Raw genomic sequence first — 14,386 nt, 5'->3', positions numbered from 1 at the left:
CGGGTCCTCAGGAATCCTCGTCGTCTTCGGCGTCCTCCTCCATATCGACAGACGACTCCTCGCCGGGAACCGTCCACTCGAGTTCGACCTCGAGTTCGAACTCGTCGCCCTCGTCTTCGCGTTCGCGCTCGAGTTCGATCTCGTACTCTACGATTTCGTCGCCCGCCGGCGTCGGAACCGTCACGGAGGCGCCTTCGGCCTCGAGCGTCAGTTCGCCTCCCTCTCGGTCGTCACCGTCGCCGCCTTCGGCGGCCTCCTCGAGGGCGTCCGCGAGTTCGCGGAGGCTATCCGGTACTTCCCGGAGCGGGACCTCGAGTTCCGTCTCGAGGAGGTCGTCTTCGTCTTCCTCTTCCTCGGCTTCCTCTTCCTCGAGTTCTTCTTCGGCTTCCTCCTCCTCGAGTTCTTCCTCTTTCTCGGCCTCTTCCTCTACTTCCTCTTCCGATTCGCTCTCCTCGTCGTCTTCGATCTCCGTCTCGTTCTGGGGATCGTGTTCGTCGTCGGACATCGCTCGAGGGTTCCACGCCGACCGACAAAAATCCGCTCGGCTGCTCTCGAGCCGTGAGTGGAGTCTCTGCGATGAGCGGGGACGGGGAATGGGGGCCGAGAGACGGGAACGGGAGACGGGAACGAGGGACTTAGTTGCCGGCGGTCGTACGCCCGCCGTGGACCTGGAGTACGAGATACTCGGCTGGCCGCCGGACGGACCCACGCTCCGACTCGATCACGAGCGGTTCAGCTACGCCGGCAAGTTCGTCATGTCGAACACGGGGAAGGCAATCGCCCGCGAGACCGACGGGGCCGACCGGGGAACTGAACCAGCGGACATCGTCGCCGCCGTCGCGTTCAACGAGGATCGAACCGACGAGGACACGCTGTGGCTGCGCTACGTCACGGTCGCGCTCGACCGCCGCGGGGAGGGGATCGGACCGCGGCTCTGTCGGCTCGTCCGGGATCGCGCCCTCGAGCGCGGCTACGAGCGGCTCCGGATCGCGGTCAACAACCCCTTCGCCTACGAGGCGCTGTACCGCGCCGGGTTCGGCTACACCGGGGAGACGACCGGGATCGCCGAACTGGTGCTCGAGTATCCGCGGCCGACGGGCGACGGTGGGGCGGACCCCGTCGAACGCTATCGGGCGGGACTCGAGGAGTTTCGCGACCGCGACCTCTCGGTCGAGGAGGAGGGGTTCCTCGCGGATCGAGTAGACGGCGAGCCGCCGGAAGCTGATCGAACGGAGTCGTAGGGTGCCGAACGCGCCGTCGAACCGCTAGCCTCGCTCCTCGTAGAATTCGGCGACGACGGCCGCCTGTGCCGTTCCGGCGAGAGTCACGCTCGCGACGGTTCCGAGGCCGAGCGCGAGCGCGGAGCGGGAAACGGCGGTCGCAGCCGATACGGGGGCCGCGGCGAGGACGCCGAGACAGAGGACAAGCGCCACGCTCGAGAGCGGCCGAGCGGCCGCGATGGCGAGACTCTCGTGGACCGCCCGGACGGGACGATTTCCGCCGAGGACGATCGACGCGGGTGCGACCAGCAACACGCTCCCGACGACTACCGCGGCGACGACAGGCAGCCCCGTGCCGAGTCCGAACCCGGACCCGTACCCGTACCCGTACCCGTACCCGTTCCAGCGCCCGACGGCGACCGCGAGAGCGAAGGGGAGCGCCTGGACCGCGAGGACGTACGCCGCGAGCCAGCCGAGACGGGCCGCCGGCGGACGATGGCCCCGCACGCTCGCCGCCGTCCGGAGGCCGATACCGAAGGCAACGGTCGTGACGACGGCGATCGCCGCCTGCCAGCCGACGAATCCGGCGGCGTACTCGAGTTCCAGGCCGTACAGCAGCGTCGGCGAAAGTTCGATCGCGGGCTCGAGGCGGGGGACGAGTGGAATCGGAATCGTGAACGAGCCGCGGGCGATCGACGCCATCCCGACGGGGTAGGGCGTCTGGATCCTGGCGAGCGTGCTGACTGCGCCGACGATCCCGGCGAGAAGGAACGGGACGACGGCTGCCGGTCGGTCGCGAACCGTGCCAGCCGCCGATCGAAGCAGCGCCACGAAGCCCGGACTGGAGTCGTTGCCGGTCCCGGTATCGCTCGGCTCGTTCGCATCCCGGTCGGAAGGTGGAAAGCCGCCCATTTCAGGCCACCTCGAGTCCGTACAGCGCGAGCGTCGTTCCGACGACGAGACGATCGTCCGCCACGACCGCGGGCGTCACCGCGGCCCGTTCGGTTTCGCCCCCACCGGAGGTTCCGACGGTCTCGGTGAACGTCCACAGGTGGTCGCCGGTCGTCCGCTCGAGGGCGTGGAGTCCGCGTTCGCCCGGGACGAGCACCGCGTTCCCGGCGACGGTCGGCGGTTGTCCCCCGCCGAGCGGCGGGCCACGCGTCGGATCCTCGAGCACGCGTCCCCAGCGGACCTGCCCGTCTTCGAGGTCCAGCGCCGTGATCGCGAGCGGGTCGGTCCCCTCCCGCGAGACGGTCGCGACGGAGTACAGCCGGTCGTCTCCGGCGGCGAGTCCGACGTGGCTCGAGCGCGACAGCGTTCGCTCCCAGCCGCGTTCGCCCGAGGCGGCGTCGACCGCGAGCAGCCGCAGGTCCCGGTCCTCGCTCATCGAAACGACGTATACCCTGCCGTCGCGTGCGAGCAGTCCGTTCGGTTCGTCGCTCGAGCGCGCCCGTGCGTCGGTCGTTCGCCCGTCGACGGTCCACTCGAGCGAACCCGTGGCGCGATCGAGCCCGAACAGGTACGGCGCCGTGAACAGCCGTCCCGCGACGACGACCGTGTCGGTCGTCTCGTCGACGACGTGACCGAGCGGGCCGACGCCGTGATCCCAGTCGTCGGGGGCCGCGTCCTCGAGGTCGTAGCGCCAGCGGGGATTGCCGTCGTCGGCCCGGACGGCGGAGACGGTGTCGGAGATGGCGTGGACGGTGACGAGATCGCCGGCGACCGCGACCGGCGCGAACGAGACGGAGGTGAACCCCGGACCGAGCGACCGGGAACCGATCCCCGCGGCGTCGGTGCCGACGGTCTCCCCGTCGGACCACCACCGCAGCAATCCGTCGCCGAACCCCGAGATTTCCTGGGGAAAGCGGTCCGGGTCGGCCGCGTAGCCGGCGATGGCCTCGCCGTAGGGGACGACCAGCGATCCGTCTCGATAAATCTCCGTCCGTGGAAGGGCCATCGGTCCGGTTTCCCGCCCGAACCCGCCGTAGGTGTTCGCGAGCTGTCCCGCACCCGTTTCGAGGTCGAGGACGAAGAGCCCGTTCGCATACTGGCAGAAGACGGTGCCGTCGGCGACGACGGGCGGCCGCCAGCCGGACGCGCCGACCTGTCGATCCCAGACGACTTCGGGTTCGTCGCCGCTGACGGCGACGTCCGGAACGTATCGTGTCCGACCCGGGTCGCGGCCGTACATGCGCCACTCGTCCCGGTCGGCCGCCGGCCGCTCGGGGCTGCGGGAACGGTCGGCTCCGAGACAGCCCGTGCCGAGGAGGGATCCGAATCCGGCGAGCAACGCCCGCCGACTCGGTGCCGGTTCGGGGACCAGATTCATTCAACTTTACTGTCATAACTGACTCGTAAATACTTTGCCCTCGAGCGACGCGGGCGAGAACCGTCGGCCGGGAAGCCAACGTTTCAAATCCCAGTCGCGCCAACGCATACGTAATGGGAAACGCTGCACTTCGGGACATCGCGGTCATCGAGGAGGTCCCCTTCGACGAGATCGAGGGCGTGGTCGCCGTCGACGCGCACAACTGGCTCTACCGGTATCTGACGACGACGGTCAAGTGGACCAACAGCGACATCTACACGACCGCCGACGGGACCGAGGTGGCCAACCTCGTCGGGATCGTCCAGGGTCTACCGAAGTTTTTCGAGAACGACGTCACGCCCGTGATGGTCTTCGACGGCGGCCCCTCCGAGTTGAAGGAAGACGAAATCGAGTCCCGGCGAGAACAGCGCCGCTCCTACGAGGAACAGCTCGAAACCGCCCGCGAGGAGGGTGACGAGGTCGCTATCGCCCAACTCGAGTCCCGAACCCAGCGGCTGACGCCGACCATTCAGGAGACCAGCCGCGAGTTGCTGCGCTTGCTCGACGTGCCGATCGTCGAGGCCCCCGCGGAGGGCGAGGCCCAGGCGGCACACATGGTCCGGCACGGCGACGCCGATTACGTCGGCTCCGAGGACTACGACGCCCTGCTGTTCGGCGCGCCGCTCACGCTGCGCCAGCTCACGAGCAAGGGCGACCCCGAACTGATGGACCTCGAGGCGACCCTCGAGGAGCACGACCTCACGCTCGAGCAACTGATCGACGCCGCCATCCTGATCGGGACGGACTTCAACGAGGGCGTCTCGGGCATCGGCCCCAAGACGGCCATCAAGGAGATCACCGAGCACGGCGACCTCTGGAGCGTCCTCGAGGCCCGCGGCGACACCGTCGAGTACGGTGACCGCGTGCGGCAACTGTTCCGCGATCCGAACGTCACGGACGACTACGAGTTCGAGACGACGCTCGACCCGGACCTCGAGGCGGCCCGCGAGTACGTCTGCGACGAGTGGGGCGTCGACCGGGACGAGGTCGCCCGCGGCTTCGAACGGATCGAGGAAAGCGTCACGCAGACGGGACTGGATCGCTGGACCTGACGCGACCGTACCCACGAGGGTCTTCGGTTTCGTCGTCGCGACGATCGACCGCTCACCCTCCCCGTCGGAACCGCTCCGGGACGAACTCCTTGGAGGCGAGGTCGGCCGCGTTACCGACGCCGCCGACCCCGGAGAGGTAACCCACGCCGATGCTCGCCTTCAGCGCCTTCGCGGATCGGCCCGTGAGGACTCGAGAGCCAACCGTCGCGACAGCCTCGTCGCCGACGCTGACGACCCAACCGGGCGATTCGAACCTGAACGACTCGAGGTCGGGGTCTCCGTCGGGTGGGTGGGCGGGTTCGGGATCGAATTCGGAATCGAGTCGTCCATCGACCACCCGGGAGACGTTCGTCGCGACCGTCCGCGCCTCGCGGACCGCCGCCTGCGCGCTCGCCGGAACGAACTCCTCGTCGGCGTCGACCACCCGGGCCGCGTCGCCGACGACGAACGTCCGGTCGTCGAGTCGCAGGTCGCTCCCGACCGTCGGCCGCTCCCCCTCGAGCGCGTCGGGGCCGCCGATCCCGCCGGCCCAGACGAAGGCGTCGTAGGGGAGCGTCTCGTCGGACTCGAGGAAGACACGGTCGTCGTCGGCGCGCTGGACCGCCGTCGCGGTGCGAACCTCGACGCCCTGGTCCTCGAGCGCGTCCCGGACCGCCCGCTGGAAGTTCGCCGGGAAGTTCGGCGCGACGCGTTCGCGCTGCTCTATGAGCGTGATCGTCGCCCGACTCCCCTCTTCGCGGACGAGTTCGGCCAGTTCGCCGGCGATCTGAACCCCCGAGAGACCGGCCCCGCCGACGACGATCCGCGGCGGTTCCCCGCCGTGGTCCCCGTGGCAGACCTCCCGAACGCGCTTTCGGATCCGGTTTGCGTGTCGCAGTCGCTTGAGCGGCAGGGAGTGCTCGCGGACGCCCTCGAGCCCGTAGTACGCCGTGCGGGCACCGAGACAGATCGCCGCGACGTCGTACTCGAGCCGGCCGCTCGAGAGGGAAACGACCCGTCGGTCCCGCTCGATCCCCTCCACGCGGGCGACGCGGACGCTCGCCCGATCGAGGGCGGCGGGGAGCGAGACGGTGATCGCGTCGGCGAGTTCCGGACGCCTGATGACGCGGTGGAGTTCGTGCTGGACGAGGTGGTCCGGCGTCTCGTTGACTAGCGTCAACTCGGCCTCGGCCGGCAACGACCGCTCGAGCAGTCGCGTCAGGGTCAGCCCGGCGTAGCCACCGCCGAGAACGACGACGTGCATACTCCACGTTGGGAGTCCACGCCCATATACTGGCAGCCAAACGGTCGGTATCGGCGGGAACTTTACCCCTGCTCCCGAATCGTCGGCTATGACCACGGATCAGTCCGACGACGTCGTCAAGCGTCGACTCGAGCGCGCCCGCGAACGCCTCTCGGAGCGAGGGATCGACGCCCTCGTCTGTTTCCCGAGTTCGAACATGGGCTACCTCTCGGGGTTCGAGGAGGAGCCGATGGAACGACACCTGTTCCTGTTCGTCACGCCCGACCGCGCGCTGTTCGTCGCCCCCGAGATGTACGACGACCAGCTCCGTGACGCCTCGCCCGTGGCCGACATCCGCACGTGGAGCGACGGCGACGACCCGGTCGCGCTGGTCGAACGGGTCGGCGAGGAACTCGACCTCGAGGGCGGCCAGTTGCTGGTCGACGATCGGATGTGGGCGCTTTTCACCCAGGACCTCCGCGCGGCGTTCCCCGAGGCCTCGTTCGGCCTGGCCAGCGAGGTCACCGATGAACTGCGCCTCCGCAAGGACGAGGTCGAACTCGAGGCCCTGCGCGAGGCCGCCGAAATCTCCGATACCGTCAGCGAGGAGATCCGCGCGCTCGGGGCCGAGGCGATCGGCATGACCGAAGACGAACTCGCGGCCGAGATCGAGGAGCGACTCGCCGACGCGGGCGGCGAAGGGGTCTCCTTCGAGACCGTCGTCGGCTCCGGGCCGAACGGGGCGCGGCCCCACCACCGCAGCGGCGATCGAACGATCGGGGCCGGCGACCCGGTCGTCCTCGACTTCGGCACCCGGGCCGGCGGCTATCCGGGCGACCAGACCCGCACCGTCGTCTTCGACGGCGAACCACCGGCGGAGTTCGAGGAAGTCCACGACGCCGTCCTCGAGGCCCACGACGAAGCCATCGAGGCCGTCCAGCCCGGCGTCCCGGCCGAGGAGATCGACCGGATCGCCCGCGACGTCCTCGAGGAGCGAGGGTACGGCGACGAATTCATCCATCGGACGGGCCACGGCGTCGGCCTGGACGTCCACGAGCCGCCCTACATCACCGCGGGCAACGACCGTGAACTCGAGCCAGGGATGGTCTTCAGCGTCGAACCGGGCGTCTACCTCGAGGGCGAGTTCGGCGTCCGGATCGAGGATCTGGTGGTCGTCACCGAGGACGGCTACGAGCGGCTGAACGACTCGCCGCGCACCTGGCGGCCGCTCGAAGGATAGTCGCTCTCGACGACGTTGCTCAAACGATTCTTTCACTTAGCATAGCGTATTTACAAATGGCTGGTGTAGTCTTTGATATGCATCGCCGTCGCGTCCTCGAACGCGCCAGTTTCGGAGCCCTCCTCGGCCTCGCTGGCTGTCTCGGTGAAAACAACACCGCCGACGATCCGAGTGACACGGAGTCAACAGCGTCCATGGACGACACTGAATCGGCAATTCCCGATATCGACGCACAGTCGTGTCCACCGTACGAAACCGACCACGACCGAGTCGTCTGCTCACATACCGTCGATCCGGACTCGGCAACGGTATTTCTCGAGCCGAGTCCGAGACGCAGTACCGTAGTCGACGGAACGCCCGAAAGCGAGGTAACGCTGACGCTTCACAACCGCTCCGACAGCGAACTCACGTTCAATCCGTACAGTTGGCAGCTCCGCTCCGACTCGGGATCGGGGTGGCGCGAACTACAACAAGATCGGGCCGGTAACGGAACCCTGACCGTCTCGGCCGGCGAGACACATACCTGGTCGCTCGTCGACGCAGTCACTGCGGTTCGTGAGGAACCCGATCTCGATCCGGGACTGTACGCGATGGAACTAACTGTTCCCGATCCCGAACGGGAAAGCGACAGAATCGCTTGCATCGCACTCGTTCGACTCGAAGCAGGTGAGGAATCAGAGACGGACGAGCGTGCTTAAAAAACCGACGGGTAATAGTCGGTCTCAGAAGTTGCTATCGATGTAGGAACGAACGCTACTCTTTGTACAACTACTTACCCTGTTTTCGATCACTTCCGTATCGCCCTGATCGTTGCAATCGACGCCGTCCCAGCTGTACATCAGGCTGATCTCGTCGGACTGCCAGGACGGCGTATCGTACGTACTGACGTCGTCCGAATGCTCCGAATCGTAGACGTGAAGGAGTTCGTGGAACGCTACCCCGTCCGATTCGACACGCGACAGTTCCGATGGGAGATTGTTGTTGTCTTCGTGGTGAACATCTACCAACCCACAGATATTGTCGTTGTTTCCGGCAGTGCCGATGTACCCCCAACCGTAGGTGTTGTTGTCGTCGCCGTAGTAATCGACGACAACGATCGAGTCGGCACCGTCGTATAGTCCGTCTTCGTTGTCTTTGAGGTAATCGTCGCTATCGTATAATCTCTCGGAGAGGTCGTTTTCGTCGGGGAGCTCGGACGCGGGAACCGTCACACCGGCGGGACCCTGGGCCGTAAACCAGGCCTCGTAATCGCCGCTCCCATCCTCGATGTGTGAGCTCTACGCATCCGAGACCCAGTCTTGGATGTCGCTCATTCGACTCCACTCTTGGTTGTCCCAGAACGGCTCCGTTCCGACGAGCTGTACGCCGACGGAACTCGAACGGAGACGCATCGCTTGCTCGCTTGTGACGTCTTCTCTCGGCCAGATCGTCCGTGATTCGACCACCCCATCGACCGTCGTCGTATCGACTGCTCGCTCCATTTTACTCACCCCCTCCTTTGGTAACGGCAAGCGACTTCGGGACCGTGATGAGATCGACATCCTCGATGTCCGAGACGTGCTCCTGTGCGAGGGCACGGATCGAATCGACGCGAGCACGCGCGTAGAAGTCGTTCGATCCGACCGGGAAGATCAGATAGTCGTCGTGTCCAAAGACCGTCATCGTTCCGTGATTACGAACCCGAACCGTTCGTTCGAGCGATCCAACGGTTTCCGTCTCAGCCGCTTCCGTCCCGACCGGAACGTCGAAATCGAGATCATCGCTGGCGACTCGGATCCGATCGCCGTCTGCCTGAACCTGTACCGGTCTCTCCGGCTGTTTTTCGTCGAAAATCGCGTGCGTCGCTCCGAGATCGCGGTAGTTCGTATCGACCGGAAGTCCGCGGTTGCGTCCCGTAACCGAGATCCGCGTATCGGTCGCGTAATAGCTTCCGTCAGCGGTGGTAGCGACGGTATCTGGCGTGAACGACGCCATCGAGGCGTTGGTCAGGGTGACGATGTTCCGTTCTCGATCCACCGCGTATCCAGCGGTTCCGTTCCGTGCTGCTCTGGGGACGTCGGCCGGCACATCGTACTCTTCAGTGACCTCAACGAACTGAACAGTGTCCCGGTTGAGTTCGCTGGGATCTATCGCAGCCGTTCCAGTGCCAGTGGCCCCGATCGACAGCACGCTCAGTCCAGCGATAGACTGGAGGATGCTGCGCCGTGTGCCACTAAATTTGTGGTCTGACATTACGAACCACAGTACGAATATTGGCCTACTGGTAATTCATACTATTCAATTACTATTTTACGGATATATTATGGAACGACGGGGAAGAGGAATAATGACGAAACTTGACCACCCCCTACTACGAACTCGGCATCTTTTGAAAGGCCGATCGAGACGATCCCGATACGAACGGGGTCCTTAGAGAGGTTCTCACATGGGGACCCATTCTGGCTGATAAATTTCTATTGGCAATTATATATAGCTAGACGTTATTGATTCTGATCCAGTAGATGTGAGTAATGCTTGCAGCAGCCGATCGTCTCTCCGAAACCCTTCAGAAGCGGTACCGGTGCCTTCAAGCGCTCGTAGAGCAGGCCCGGACGAAGCGTGAATTAGTCGACGCGCTCGAGATACCCCGGTCAACGCTCGACGATATCGTCCGGGAATTGGAATCCGATGGACTCGTCGAATACCGTGATGGGCGCTGGCAACCGACGTACTCCGGTAGGTTGGCCTACCGTGCACATCAAGAATACCGGGGGCGACTCGCCAGTCTCACTGAACTCTCGCCAGTCCTCGACGAGTTGGATTCTGGAACTGAGCTAAGTCTTGTATTCGTCGACGGAGCGAACGTCCACCGGAGCCAGCCCGAAATACCTGATTCCGTCCTGTCGACATTAGTCGAGTGCGTTGGAGCGGCCACTCACGTGCGTGCTGTAGCACCGAAACTGATTGCTGGACACGTCGAACGGCTCTATCAACAGTCGACAACCGGTGACAGCGCAACCTTCGATATCGTCGTTCCGGAAACCGTATACGAAGAATTCCAGTCAGCGTATCCGTCGATCACAACCACGTTACGTGAAGATAAGGACGTACATGTCCACCATGCGCTGATTCCGTTTTCGTTCGACATTTGGATCTGTGATGACGAACGCGCGGCTGTTTCAGTCTTTACCGATCGCGGAATTGCCGGGATTCTCGTTAACGACACTGCGGACGCGGTAGAGTGGGCCGATCGACAGTATCGTCGCGTGTTGGGGGGACATTGACGGTGGAACAGCGAACGTCAATGATCGTAATGGTCTCGATACGCCTTCGGAGGTAGGTTCTCAGAAGAGGTGGTCGTCCTCGTCCTCGAGCAGGCGTGCGGGGCCGCCGACGTCCCAGATGGTCGTCGAGACGCCGGTGTCGCTGATCTCCTCCTCGACGTACTCGGCGTGTTCCTCGGTCGTGTTGACGTAGACGCTCGCGCCGGTGTCGGTCGAGAAGTAGACGGGGATGTCCTCCTCTTCCCGGAGTTCGCGCACGCGGTTGAAGATGGCGAGCGTCGCGGGCTGCCAGTAGACCCACCCTTCGGGGCCGGTCATGGTCGTCGCCGCGAGCGACAGCGAGTCGTGTTCGGCGAGTTCGAACGCCGAGTCGAAGTCGTCGTTGCGCAGCGAGTCGCGCATCTTCGCGATCTGTTCGTGGATGTGGGCGTTGCGAGCCTGGAACATGTGACTGTCTTCGGCCTCGTCGTGGGCGTCCTCGGTCTCCTTGTGGTAGGGGACGAGTCCGACGATGATCTTCAGGTCCTCGTGGAGATTGGAGGGGATGCGCCGGGAGCGACAGTCCTCGTCGTTCATGCCGGTGTGCAGTTGCGAGAAGGCACCCGTCACTGCGCGGGCCGCCGAGGCGGAGCCCACCCGAGCGATCGTCGAGATCTCCTCGCGCGAGGCGTCGAGTTCCGCCGCCTCGGCCAAGGCCATCGCCGCCGCGGCGAAGCCCGACGACGAGGAGCCCAGCCCGACGTTCGTCGGGAAGCTGTTCTCGCTCTCGAGGCGGACGGGGTAGACGGTGTGGGCCGCGTCGGACCGCGAGCGGGCCTTCTCGACGACGGCCTCGACGCGCTCGTGAGCGCGGCCCTCGAGTTCCTCGCCGTCGACGACGAAGGTGTCCTCGTCGTAGTCCATGGAGAACTCGACGGTCGTCCGGGTGTGGCTCGGCGCCGTACAGACGCTGATGCTGTCGTGGTAGGGGAGCCGCTCGATGTCGTCTCGCATCCCGTGGTACTTCACCAGGCCCTGGATCGGGTGGGCCATCGCGGTGGCTTTCATACCCTGACACGGGTGTGACGGTCGCTTAAAGCTCACGGCATCTCGTCGCGAAGAATACGACTCGCCACCGGTCGGGTCCGACGTCAGTAGTGGCCCAGCAGCCCCTCCCGGCGGGCCTTCCGGCTCGCGAGGACGAAACAGTAGTAGCCCGCGGCGAGGTACGCGGCGCTGACGGCCGTCAGCACGGCGAGTTCCGACGCCGGGAACTCCCAGAGTCGCACGCCCTCGCTCATCGCGACCCGCGTGAGGAAACTGCCGTGGGCCAGCGGCAACAGCTTCAGCCACTCGTAGCTCCAGACGGGCGCGGCGATCAGCGGGACGAACCCGAACTGGACGAGCTGGAACAGGTTCTCGAGGCGTTTGTACACCAGCGCGAGGCCGGCAAAGCAGAAGCCGATCCCGATCACGGACGCGAGCGTCAGCGCCGCCAGCGGGACGACGGTCACGACGTCGACGGAGAGCCACCGGCCGGTGACGGGCATCATCACGAGGAGCAGGGCCGTGGCCCACAGAAAGCTCAGGCAGACGTTGACGACGGCCTTGACGGCCATGACGGTTCCGAACCCGTACGGCGACATGAACAGTCGCTCGAGGGTCCCCCACTGGGCCTCGCGGGTGACGTTCCAGGCGAGTCCGGCGTAGCCGGTTATCGCCAGCGTGAACAGGAAGAAGCCGACGATGATCCCGTCGAGCGACTCCGTGATCGCGGGACCGGCGACGGCTCGCCCGCCGAAGAAGACCACCAGGAAGAAGATCAGCATCGTCAGGAACCGCGAGAGAGTGTTCAGCGGGTACCGGACGAGCAACACGAACTGCTTTTTCGCGATGACCCGCAGGAGCGGCAGGATCGAGGCGTCGGCGATCGACGCCGTTCCGCTGGCCGTCCCGGTCGCCGCCAGCGCGCTCGAGTCGCCCGCGTCGGTCGTCCGGGTGGACTCCGACCCCCGCCCTGCGGCCCCGTCCGAGCCGTCCGGATCAGTCGTCACGCTCGGTCACCTCTCGTTCTCGTTCTCGTTCCCGTTCCCGTTCCCGTTCCCGTTCCGGGAGTCGATCCGCCCCGTCGCCGGTCAGTTCGAGGAACACGTCCTCGAGGTTCGGCGTCACCGACTCGACGTCACGGAGCGGGAGGTCGAAGCGCCCCAAAACGGTGATGACGTCGTAGAGGTCGTCGCCGTCGGTCGCGGTGAAGCTGATCGTCGTTCGTCCGCGTCCGGAGTTGCGGTCTCCCCGCCGGGTGATGTCGGCGTCGACGGCGTCCTCGAGTCGGTTCCGGGCCGCCGTGGGCAGGGCCGCGTCGACGACGATCCGGTACTCCCGGGAGCGGAACACGTCGAGCAGGGCCTCGACGTCCTCGTCGGCGACGATCCGGCCGTTCTGGAGGACGAGGACGCCGTCGCAGATGTCCTCGATCACGTCCATGTCGTGGCTGCTGACGACGACCGTGACGTCGTCCCGGTCCGCGAGCCGCCGGATCTCCGCGCGCAGTTCCAGCGACGTCTCGACGTCCAAGCCGAGCGTCGGTTCGTCCATGAAGACGACGTCGACGTCGCGGGCGAGCGTCGAAGCCAGCGACACCTTCTGTTTCATCCCGCGGGAGAGTTCGTTGACCACCGTGTCCGCCCGGTCGGCGAGGCCGAACCCCTCGAGCAGCGCGTCGTGGCGGTCGCCTACGGTTTCGGGGGAGTCACCGCCAAGCCCGGCGAAGAACGCGAGGTTCTCCCGGACGGTCAGCCGCCAGTAGACGTTGCGCGCGCCCTCGAGCATCGCGCCGATGTGCTCGTAGGCCCGCGTCGGTCGGTCGTGGACGTCGATCCCGCCGATTTCGACGGTACCGGCGTCGGGGACGATCAGCCCGAGCATGGATTTGATGGTGGTCGTCTTCCCGGCACCGTTCGGCCCGAGCAGGCCGACGACGGTCCCGCGTTCGATCTCGAACGAGACGTCGTCGACCGCCGTCACCGCGGCCTCGCCGCTCCCGAAGGTCTTGTGCAGGCCGTCGACGCGGATCGCGGGCGGGGCCGTCGCCCCACGCTCGTCGGATCTGTCCATCGGTATCGGTCGTTGATTACTCGACGGGCGGGTAGTGTATAATGGTTGTCATTCCTGGACGGCTCGACCGGCACCCCACACTCGAGTCGGGGTCGGCGGAGAGGTCGGGTGCCCGTAGCGAAACCGAGTCCGACGAATCCGAACGCTGAAACGACCCGCCTCCCACCACACCCCTATGGGAACGCCACGCGAGACGCGCGAGGAGCAGGCCGAGGAAGTCATCGAGCGACTCGAGGCGGAGTATCCCGACTCGACGATCTCGCTGCGGTACTCGAACCGACTCGAGTTGCTCATCGCGGTGATCCTCTCGGCCCAGTGTACGGACGAGCGGGTGAACGCGGAAACCGAGCACCTGTTCGAGAAGTACGACGGCCCGGCGGACTACGTCGAGGTTCCCCAGGACGAACTCGCGGAGGACCTGAACTCGATTACCTACTACAACAACAAGGCGGGCTACATTCAGAGCGCCTGCGAGGCGATCCTCGAGGATCACGACGGGGAGGTGCCGGACACGATGGACGAGTTGACCGAGTTGTCGGGCGTCGGTCGCAAGACGGCCAACGTCGTCCTCCAGCACGGTCACGACGTCGTCGAGGGGATCGTCGTCGACACGCACGTCCAGCGGCTCTCGCGGCGACTCGGGCTCACGGAGGAGAAGCGACCCGAGGCGATCGAACAGGAGTTGATGGAGAGCGTTCCGGAAGGCTACTGGCAGCAGTTCACCCACCTCTGTATCGACCACGGCCGCACGATCTGTACGGCGCGGAACCCGGACTGTAGCGGCTGCGTTCTCGCCGATATCTGTCCCTCGGAGAAGGGAGACAGCGACGTCGATCTGGCTTCTGGCGAACCCTGGTAACGGCGGGTTCTGGCGGTCGGCGGACTCCGGGTCGAGAGACCCACAGTCGAACCGTCGAACGGCACT

At 65.5% G+C, this 14,386-nt stretch carries 16 protein-coding genes; 6 read left to right on the top strand and 10 right to left on the bottom strand.

All coding sequences use genetic code 11. From position 1 onward, the window contains the following. Positions 1 to 7 precede the first annotated feature (7 nt). Complete coding sequence (locus BM113_RS03320; RefSeq protein WP_089785298.1) at positions 8 to 505, bottom strand: amphi-Trp domain-containing protein; 498 nt, start codon at positions 503 to 505, stop codon at positions 8 to 10. Between the two features lie 163 nt (positions 506 to 668). On the opposite strand from BM113_RS03320, the gene BM113_RS03315 reads away from it, so the two are divergent. Beyond that, complete coding sequence (locus tag BM113_RS03315) at positions 669 to 1,241, top strand: GNAT family N-acetyltransferase (RefSeq protein ID WP_177209090.1); 573 nt, start codon at positions 669 to 671, stop codon at positions 1,239 to 1,241. 24 nt (positions 1,242 to 1,265) lie between these two features. On the opposite strand, the gene BM113_RS03310 is transcribed toward BM113_RS03315, so the two are convergent. Next, positions 1,266 to 2,132, bottom strand: coding sequence for a hypothetical protein (locus BM113_RS03310; protein ID WP_089785295.1), 867 nt, complete (start codon positions 2,130 to 2,132; stop codon positions 1,266 to 1,268). A gap of 1 nt (position 2,133) precedes the next feature. Then, positions 2,134 to 3,549: an outer membrane protein assembly factor BamB family protein gene (locus BM113_RS03305; protein WP_089785294.1), complete on the bottom strand. Its 1,416-nt coding sequence runs from the start codon at positions 3,547 to 3,549 to the stop codon at positions 2,134 to 2,136. Positions 3,550 to 3,662: 113 nt separating this feature from the next. Between BM113_RS03305 and fen the strand changes: the two genes are divergently transcribed. Then, complete coding sequence (gene fen, locus BM113_RS03300; protein ID WP_089785292.1) at positions 3,663 to 4,640, top strand: flap endonuclease-1; 978 nt, start codon at positions 3,663 to 3,665, stop codon at positions 4,638 to 4,640. 52 nt (positions 4,641 to 4,692) lie between these two features. Here the strand turns inward: fen and BM113_RS03295 are convergent, their stop codons facing one another. Further along, on the bottom strand, positions 4,693 to 5,883 hold the full coding sequence (locus BM113_RS03295; RefSeq protein WP_089785290.1) for an NAD(P)/FAD-dependent oxidoreductase: 1,191 nt from the start codon (positions 5,881 to 5,883) through the stop codon (positions 4,693 to 4,695). Between the two features lie 88 nt (positions 5,884 to 5,971). Between BM113_RS03295 and BM113_RS03290 the strand changes: the two genes are divergently transcribed. Both BM113_RS03290 and BM113_RS03285 read left to right on the top strand, forming a co-directional pair. Further along, a complete protein-coding gene (locus BM113_RS03290) occupies positions 5,972 to 7,102 on the top strand; it encodes a M24 family metallopeptidase (protein ID WP_089785288.1) in 1,131 nt (376 codons plus the stop codon). A gap of 77 nt (positions 7,103 to 7,179) precedes the next feature. Next, a complete protein-coding gene (locus BM113_RS03285; protein ID WP_089785286.1) occupies positions 7,180 to 7,800 on the top strand; it encodes a hypothetical protein in 621 nt (206 codons plus the stop codon). Between the two features lie 24 nt (positions 7,801 to 7,824). Here the strand turns inward: BM113_RS03285 and BM113_RS22520 are convergent, their stop codons facing one another. The 3 genes from BM113_RS22520 to BM113_RS03275 all read right to left on the bottom strand — a co-directional run bounded on the left by BM113_RS22520 (position 7,825) and on the right by BM113_RS03275 (position 9,334). Next, positions 7,825 to 8,313, bottom strand: coding sequence for a hypothetical protein (locus BM113_RS22520; protein ID WP_218149956.1), 489 nt, complete (start codon positions 8,311 to 8,313; stop codon positions 7,825 to 7,827). A 66-nt stretch (positions 8,314 to 8,379) separates the two neighbouring features. Continuing rightward, entirely contained in the window at positions 8,380 to 8,583 is a 204-nt protein-coding gene (locus tag BM113_RS22515; RefSeq protein WP_218149955.1) for a hypothetical protein, read from the bottom strand. Between the two features lies 1 nt (position 8,584). Further along, entirely contained in the window at positions 8,585 to 9,334 is a 750-nt protein-coding gene (locus BM113_RS03275) for a hypothetical protein (RefSeq protein WP_089785284.1), read from the bottom strand. Positions 9,335 to 9,612: 278 nt separating this feature from the next. Between BM113_RS03275 and BM113_RS03270 the strand changes: the two genes are divergently transcribed. Next, positions 9,613 to 10,365: a helix-turn-helix transcriptional regulator gene (locus BM113_RS03270; RefSeq protein ID WP_089785282.1), complete on the top strand. Its 753-nt coding sequence runs from the start codon at positions 9,613 to 9,615 to the stop codon at positions 10,363 to 10,365. A gap of 60 nt (positions 10,366 to 10,425) precedes the next feature. Here BM113_RS03270 and mvaD read toward each other — a convergent pair whose 3' ends face one another. The 3 genes from mvaD to BM113_RS03255 form a co-directional block, all read right to left on the bottom strand. Beyond that, the gene (gene mvaD / locus BM113_RS03265) at positions 10,426 to 11,412 is read right to left on the bottom strand and encodes a phosphomevalonate decarboxylase MvaD (protein ID WP_089785280.1); all 987 of its coding nucleotides are present in this window, start codon (positions 11,410 to 11,412) and stop codon (positions 10,426 to 10,428) included. An 83-nt stretch (positions 11,413 to 11,495) separates the two neighbouring features. Beyond that, on the bottom strand, positions 11,496 to 12,398 hold the full coding sequence (locus tag BM113_RS03260) for an ABC transporter permease (protein ID WP_218149954.1): 903 nt from the start codon (positions 12,396 to 12,398) through the stop codon (positions 11,496 to 11,498). After that, positions 12,388 to 13,461: an ABC transporter ATP-binding protein gene (locus BM113_RS03255; RefSeq protein ID WP_089785278.1), complete on the bottom strand. Its 1,074-nt coding sequence runs from the start codon at positions 13,459 to 13,461 to the stop codon at positions 12,388 to 12,390. The genes BM113_RS03260 and BM113_RS03255 overlap by 11 nt, the downstream gene beginning before the upstream one ends. 175 nt (positions 13,462 to 13,636) lie before the next feature. On the opposite strand from BM113_RS03255, the gene nth reads away from it, so the two are divergent. After that, on the top strand, positions 13,637 to 14,320 hold the full coding sequence (nth, locus tag BM113_RS03250; protein ID WP_089785276.1) for an endonuclease III: 684 nt from the start codon (positions 13,637 to 13,639) through the stop codon (positions 14,318 to 14,320). Positions 14,321 to 14,386: the final 66 nt, after the last annotated feature.

It is taken from the genome of Natronobacterium haloterrestre, from assembly GCF_900112205.1.
Classification (GTDB): Archaea; Halobacteriota; Halobacteria; order Halobacteriales; family Natrialbaceae; genus Natronobacterium; species Natronobacterium haloterrestre.
This window is presented reverse-complemented; position numbering and strand designations above follow the sequence as displayed.

Coding starts and splice junctions, on each gene's coding strand:
- BM113_RS03320 (WP_089785298.1), bottom strand. CDS start 505: ATGTCCGACGACGAACACGATCCCCAGAACGAGACGGAGATCGAAGAC.
- mvaD (WP_089785280.1), bottom strand. CDS start 11,412: ATGAAAGCCACCGCGATGGCCCACCCGATCCAGGGCCTGGTGAAGTAC.
- fen (WP_089785292.1), top strand. CDS start 3,663: ATGGGAAACGCTGCACTTCGGGACATCGCGGTCATCGAGGAGGTCCCC.
- BM113_RS03285 (WP_089785286.1), top strand. CDS start 7,180: ATGCATCGCCGTCGCGTCCTCGAACGCGCCAGTTTCGGAGCCCTCCTC.
- BM113_RS03290 (WP_089785288.1), top strand. CDS start 5,972: ATGACCACGGATCAGTCCGACGACGTCGTCAAGCGTCGACTCGAGCGC.
- nth (WP_089785276.1), top strand. CDS start 13,637: ATGGGAACGCCACGCGAGACGCGCGAGGAGCAGGCCGAGGAAGTCATC.
- BM113_RS03295 (WP_089785290.1), bottom strand. CDS start 5,883: ATGCACGTCGTCGTTCTCGGCGGTGGCTACGCCGGGCTGACCCTGACG.
- BM113_RS03255 (WP_089785278.1), bottom strand. CDS start 13,461: ATGGACAGATCCGACGAGCGTGGGGCGACGGCCCCGCCCGCGATCCGC.
- BM113_RS03305 (WP_089785294.1), bottom strand. CDS start 3,549: ATGAATCTGGTCCCCGAACCGGCACCGAGTCGGCGGGCGTTGCTCGCC.
- BM113_RS03310 (WP_089785295.1), bottom strand. CDS start 2,132: ATGGGCGGCTTTCCACCTTCCGACCGGGATGCGAACGAGCCGAGCGAT.
- BM113_RS03275 (WP_089785284.1), bottom strand. CDS start 9,334: ATGTCAGACCACAAATTTAGTGGCACACGGCGCAGCATCCTCCAGTCT.
- BM113_RS03270 (WP_089785282.1), top strand. CDS start 9,613: ATGCTTGCAGCAGCCGATCGTCTCTCCGAAACCCTTCAGAAGCGGTAC.
- BM113_RS22515 (WP_218149955.1), bottom strand. CDS start 8,583: ATGGAGCGAGCAGTCGATACGACGACGGTCGATGGGGTGGTCGAATCA.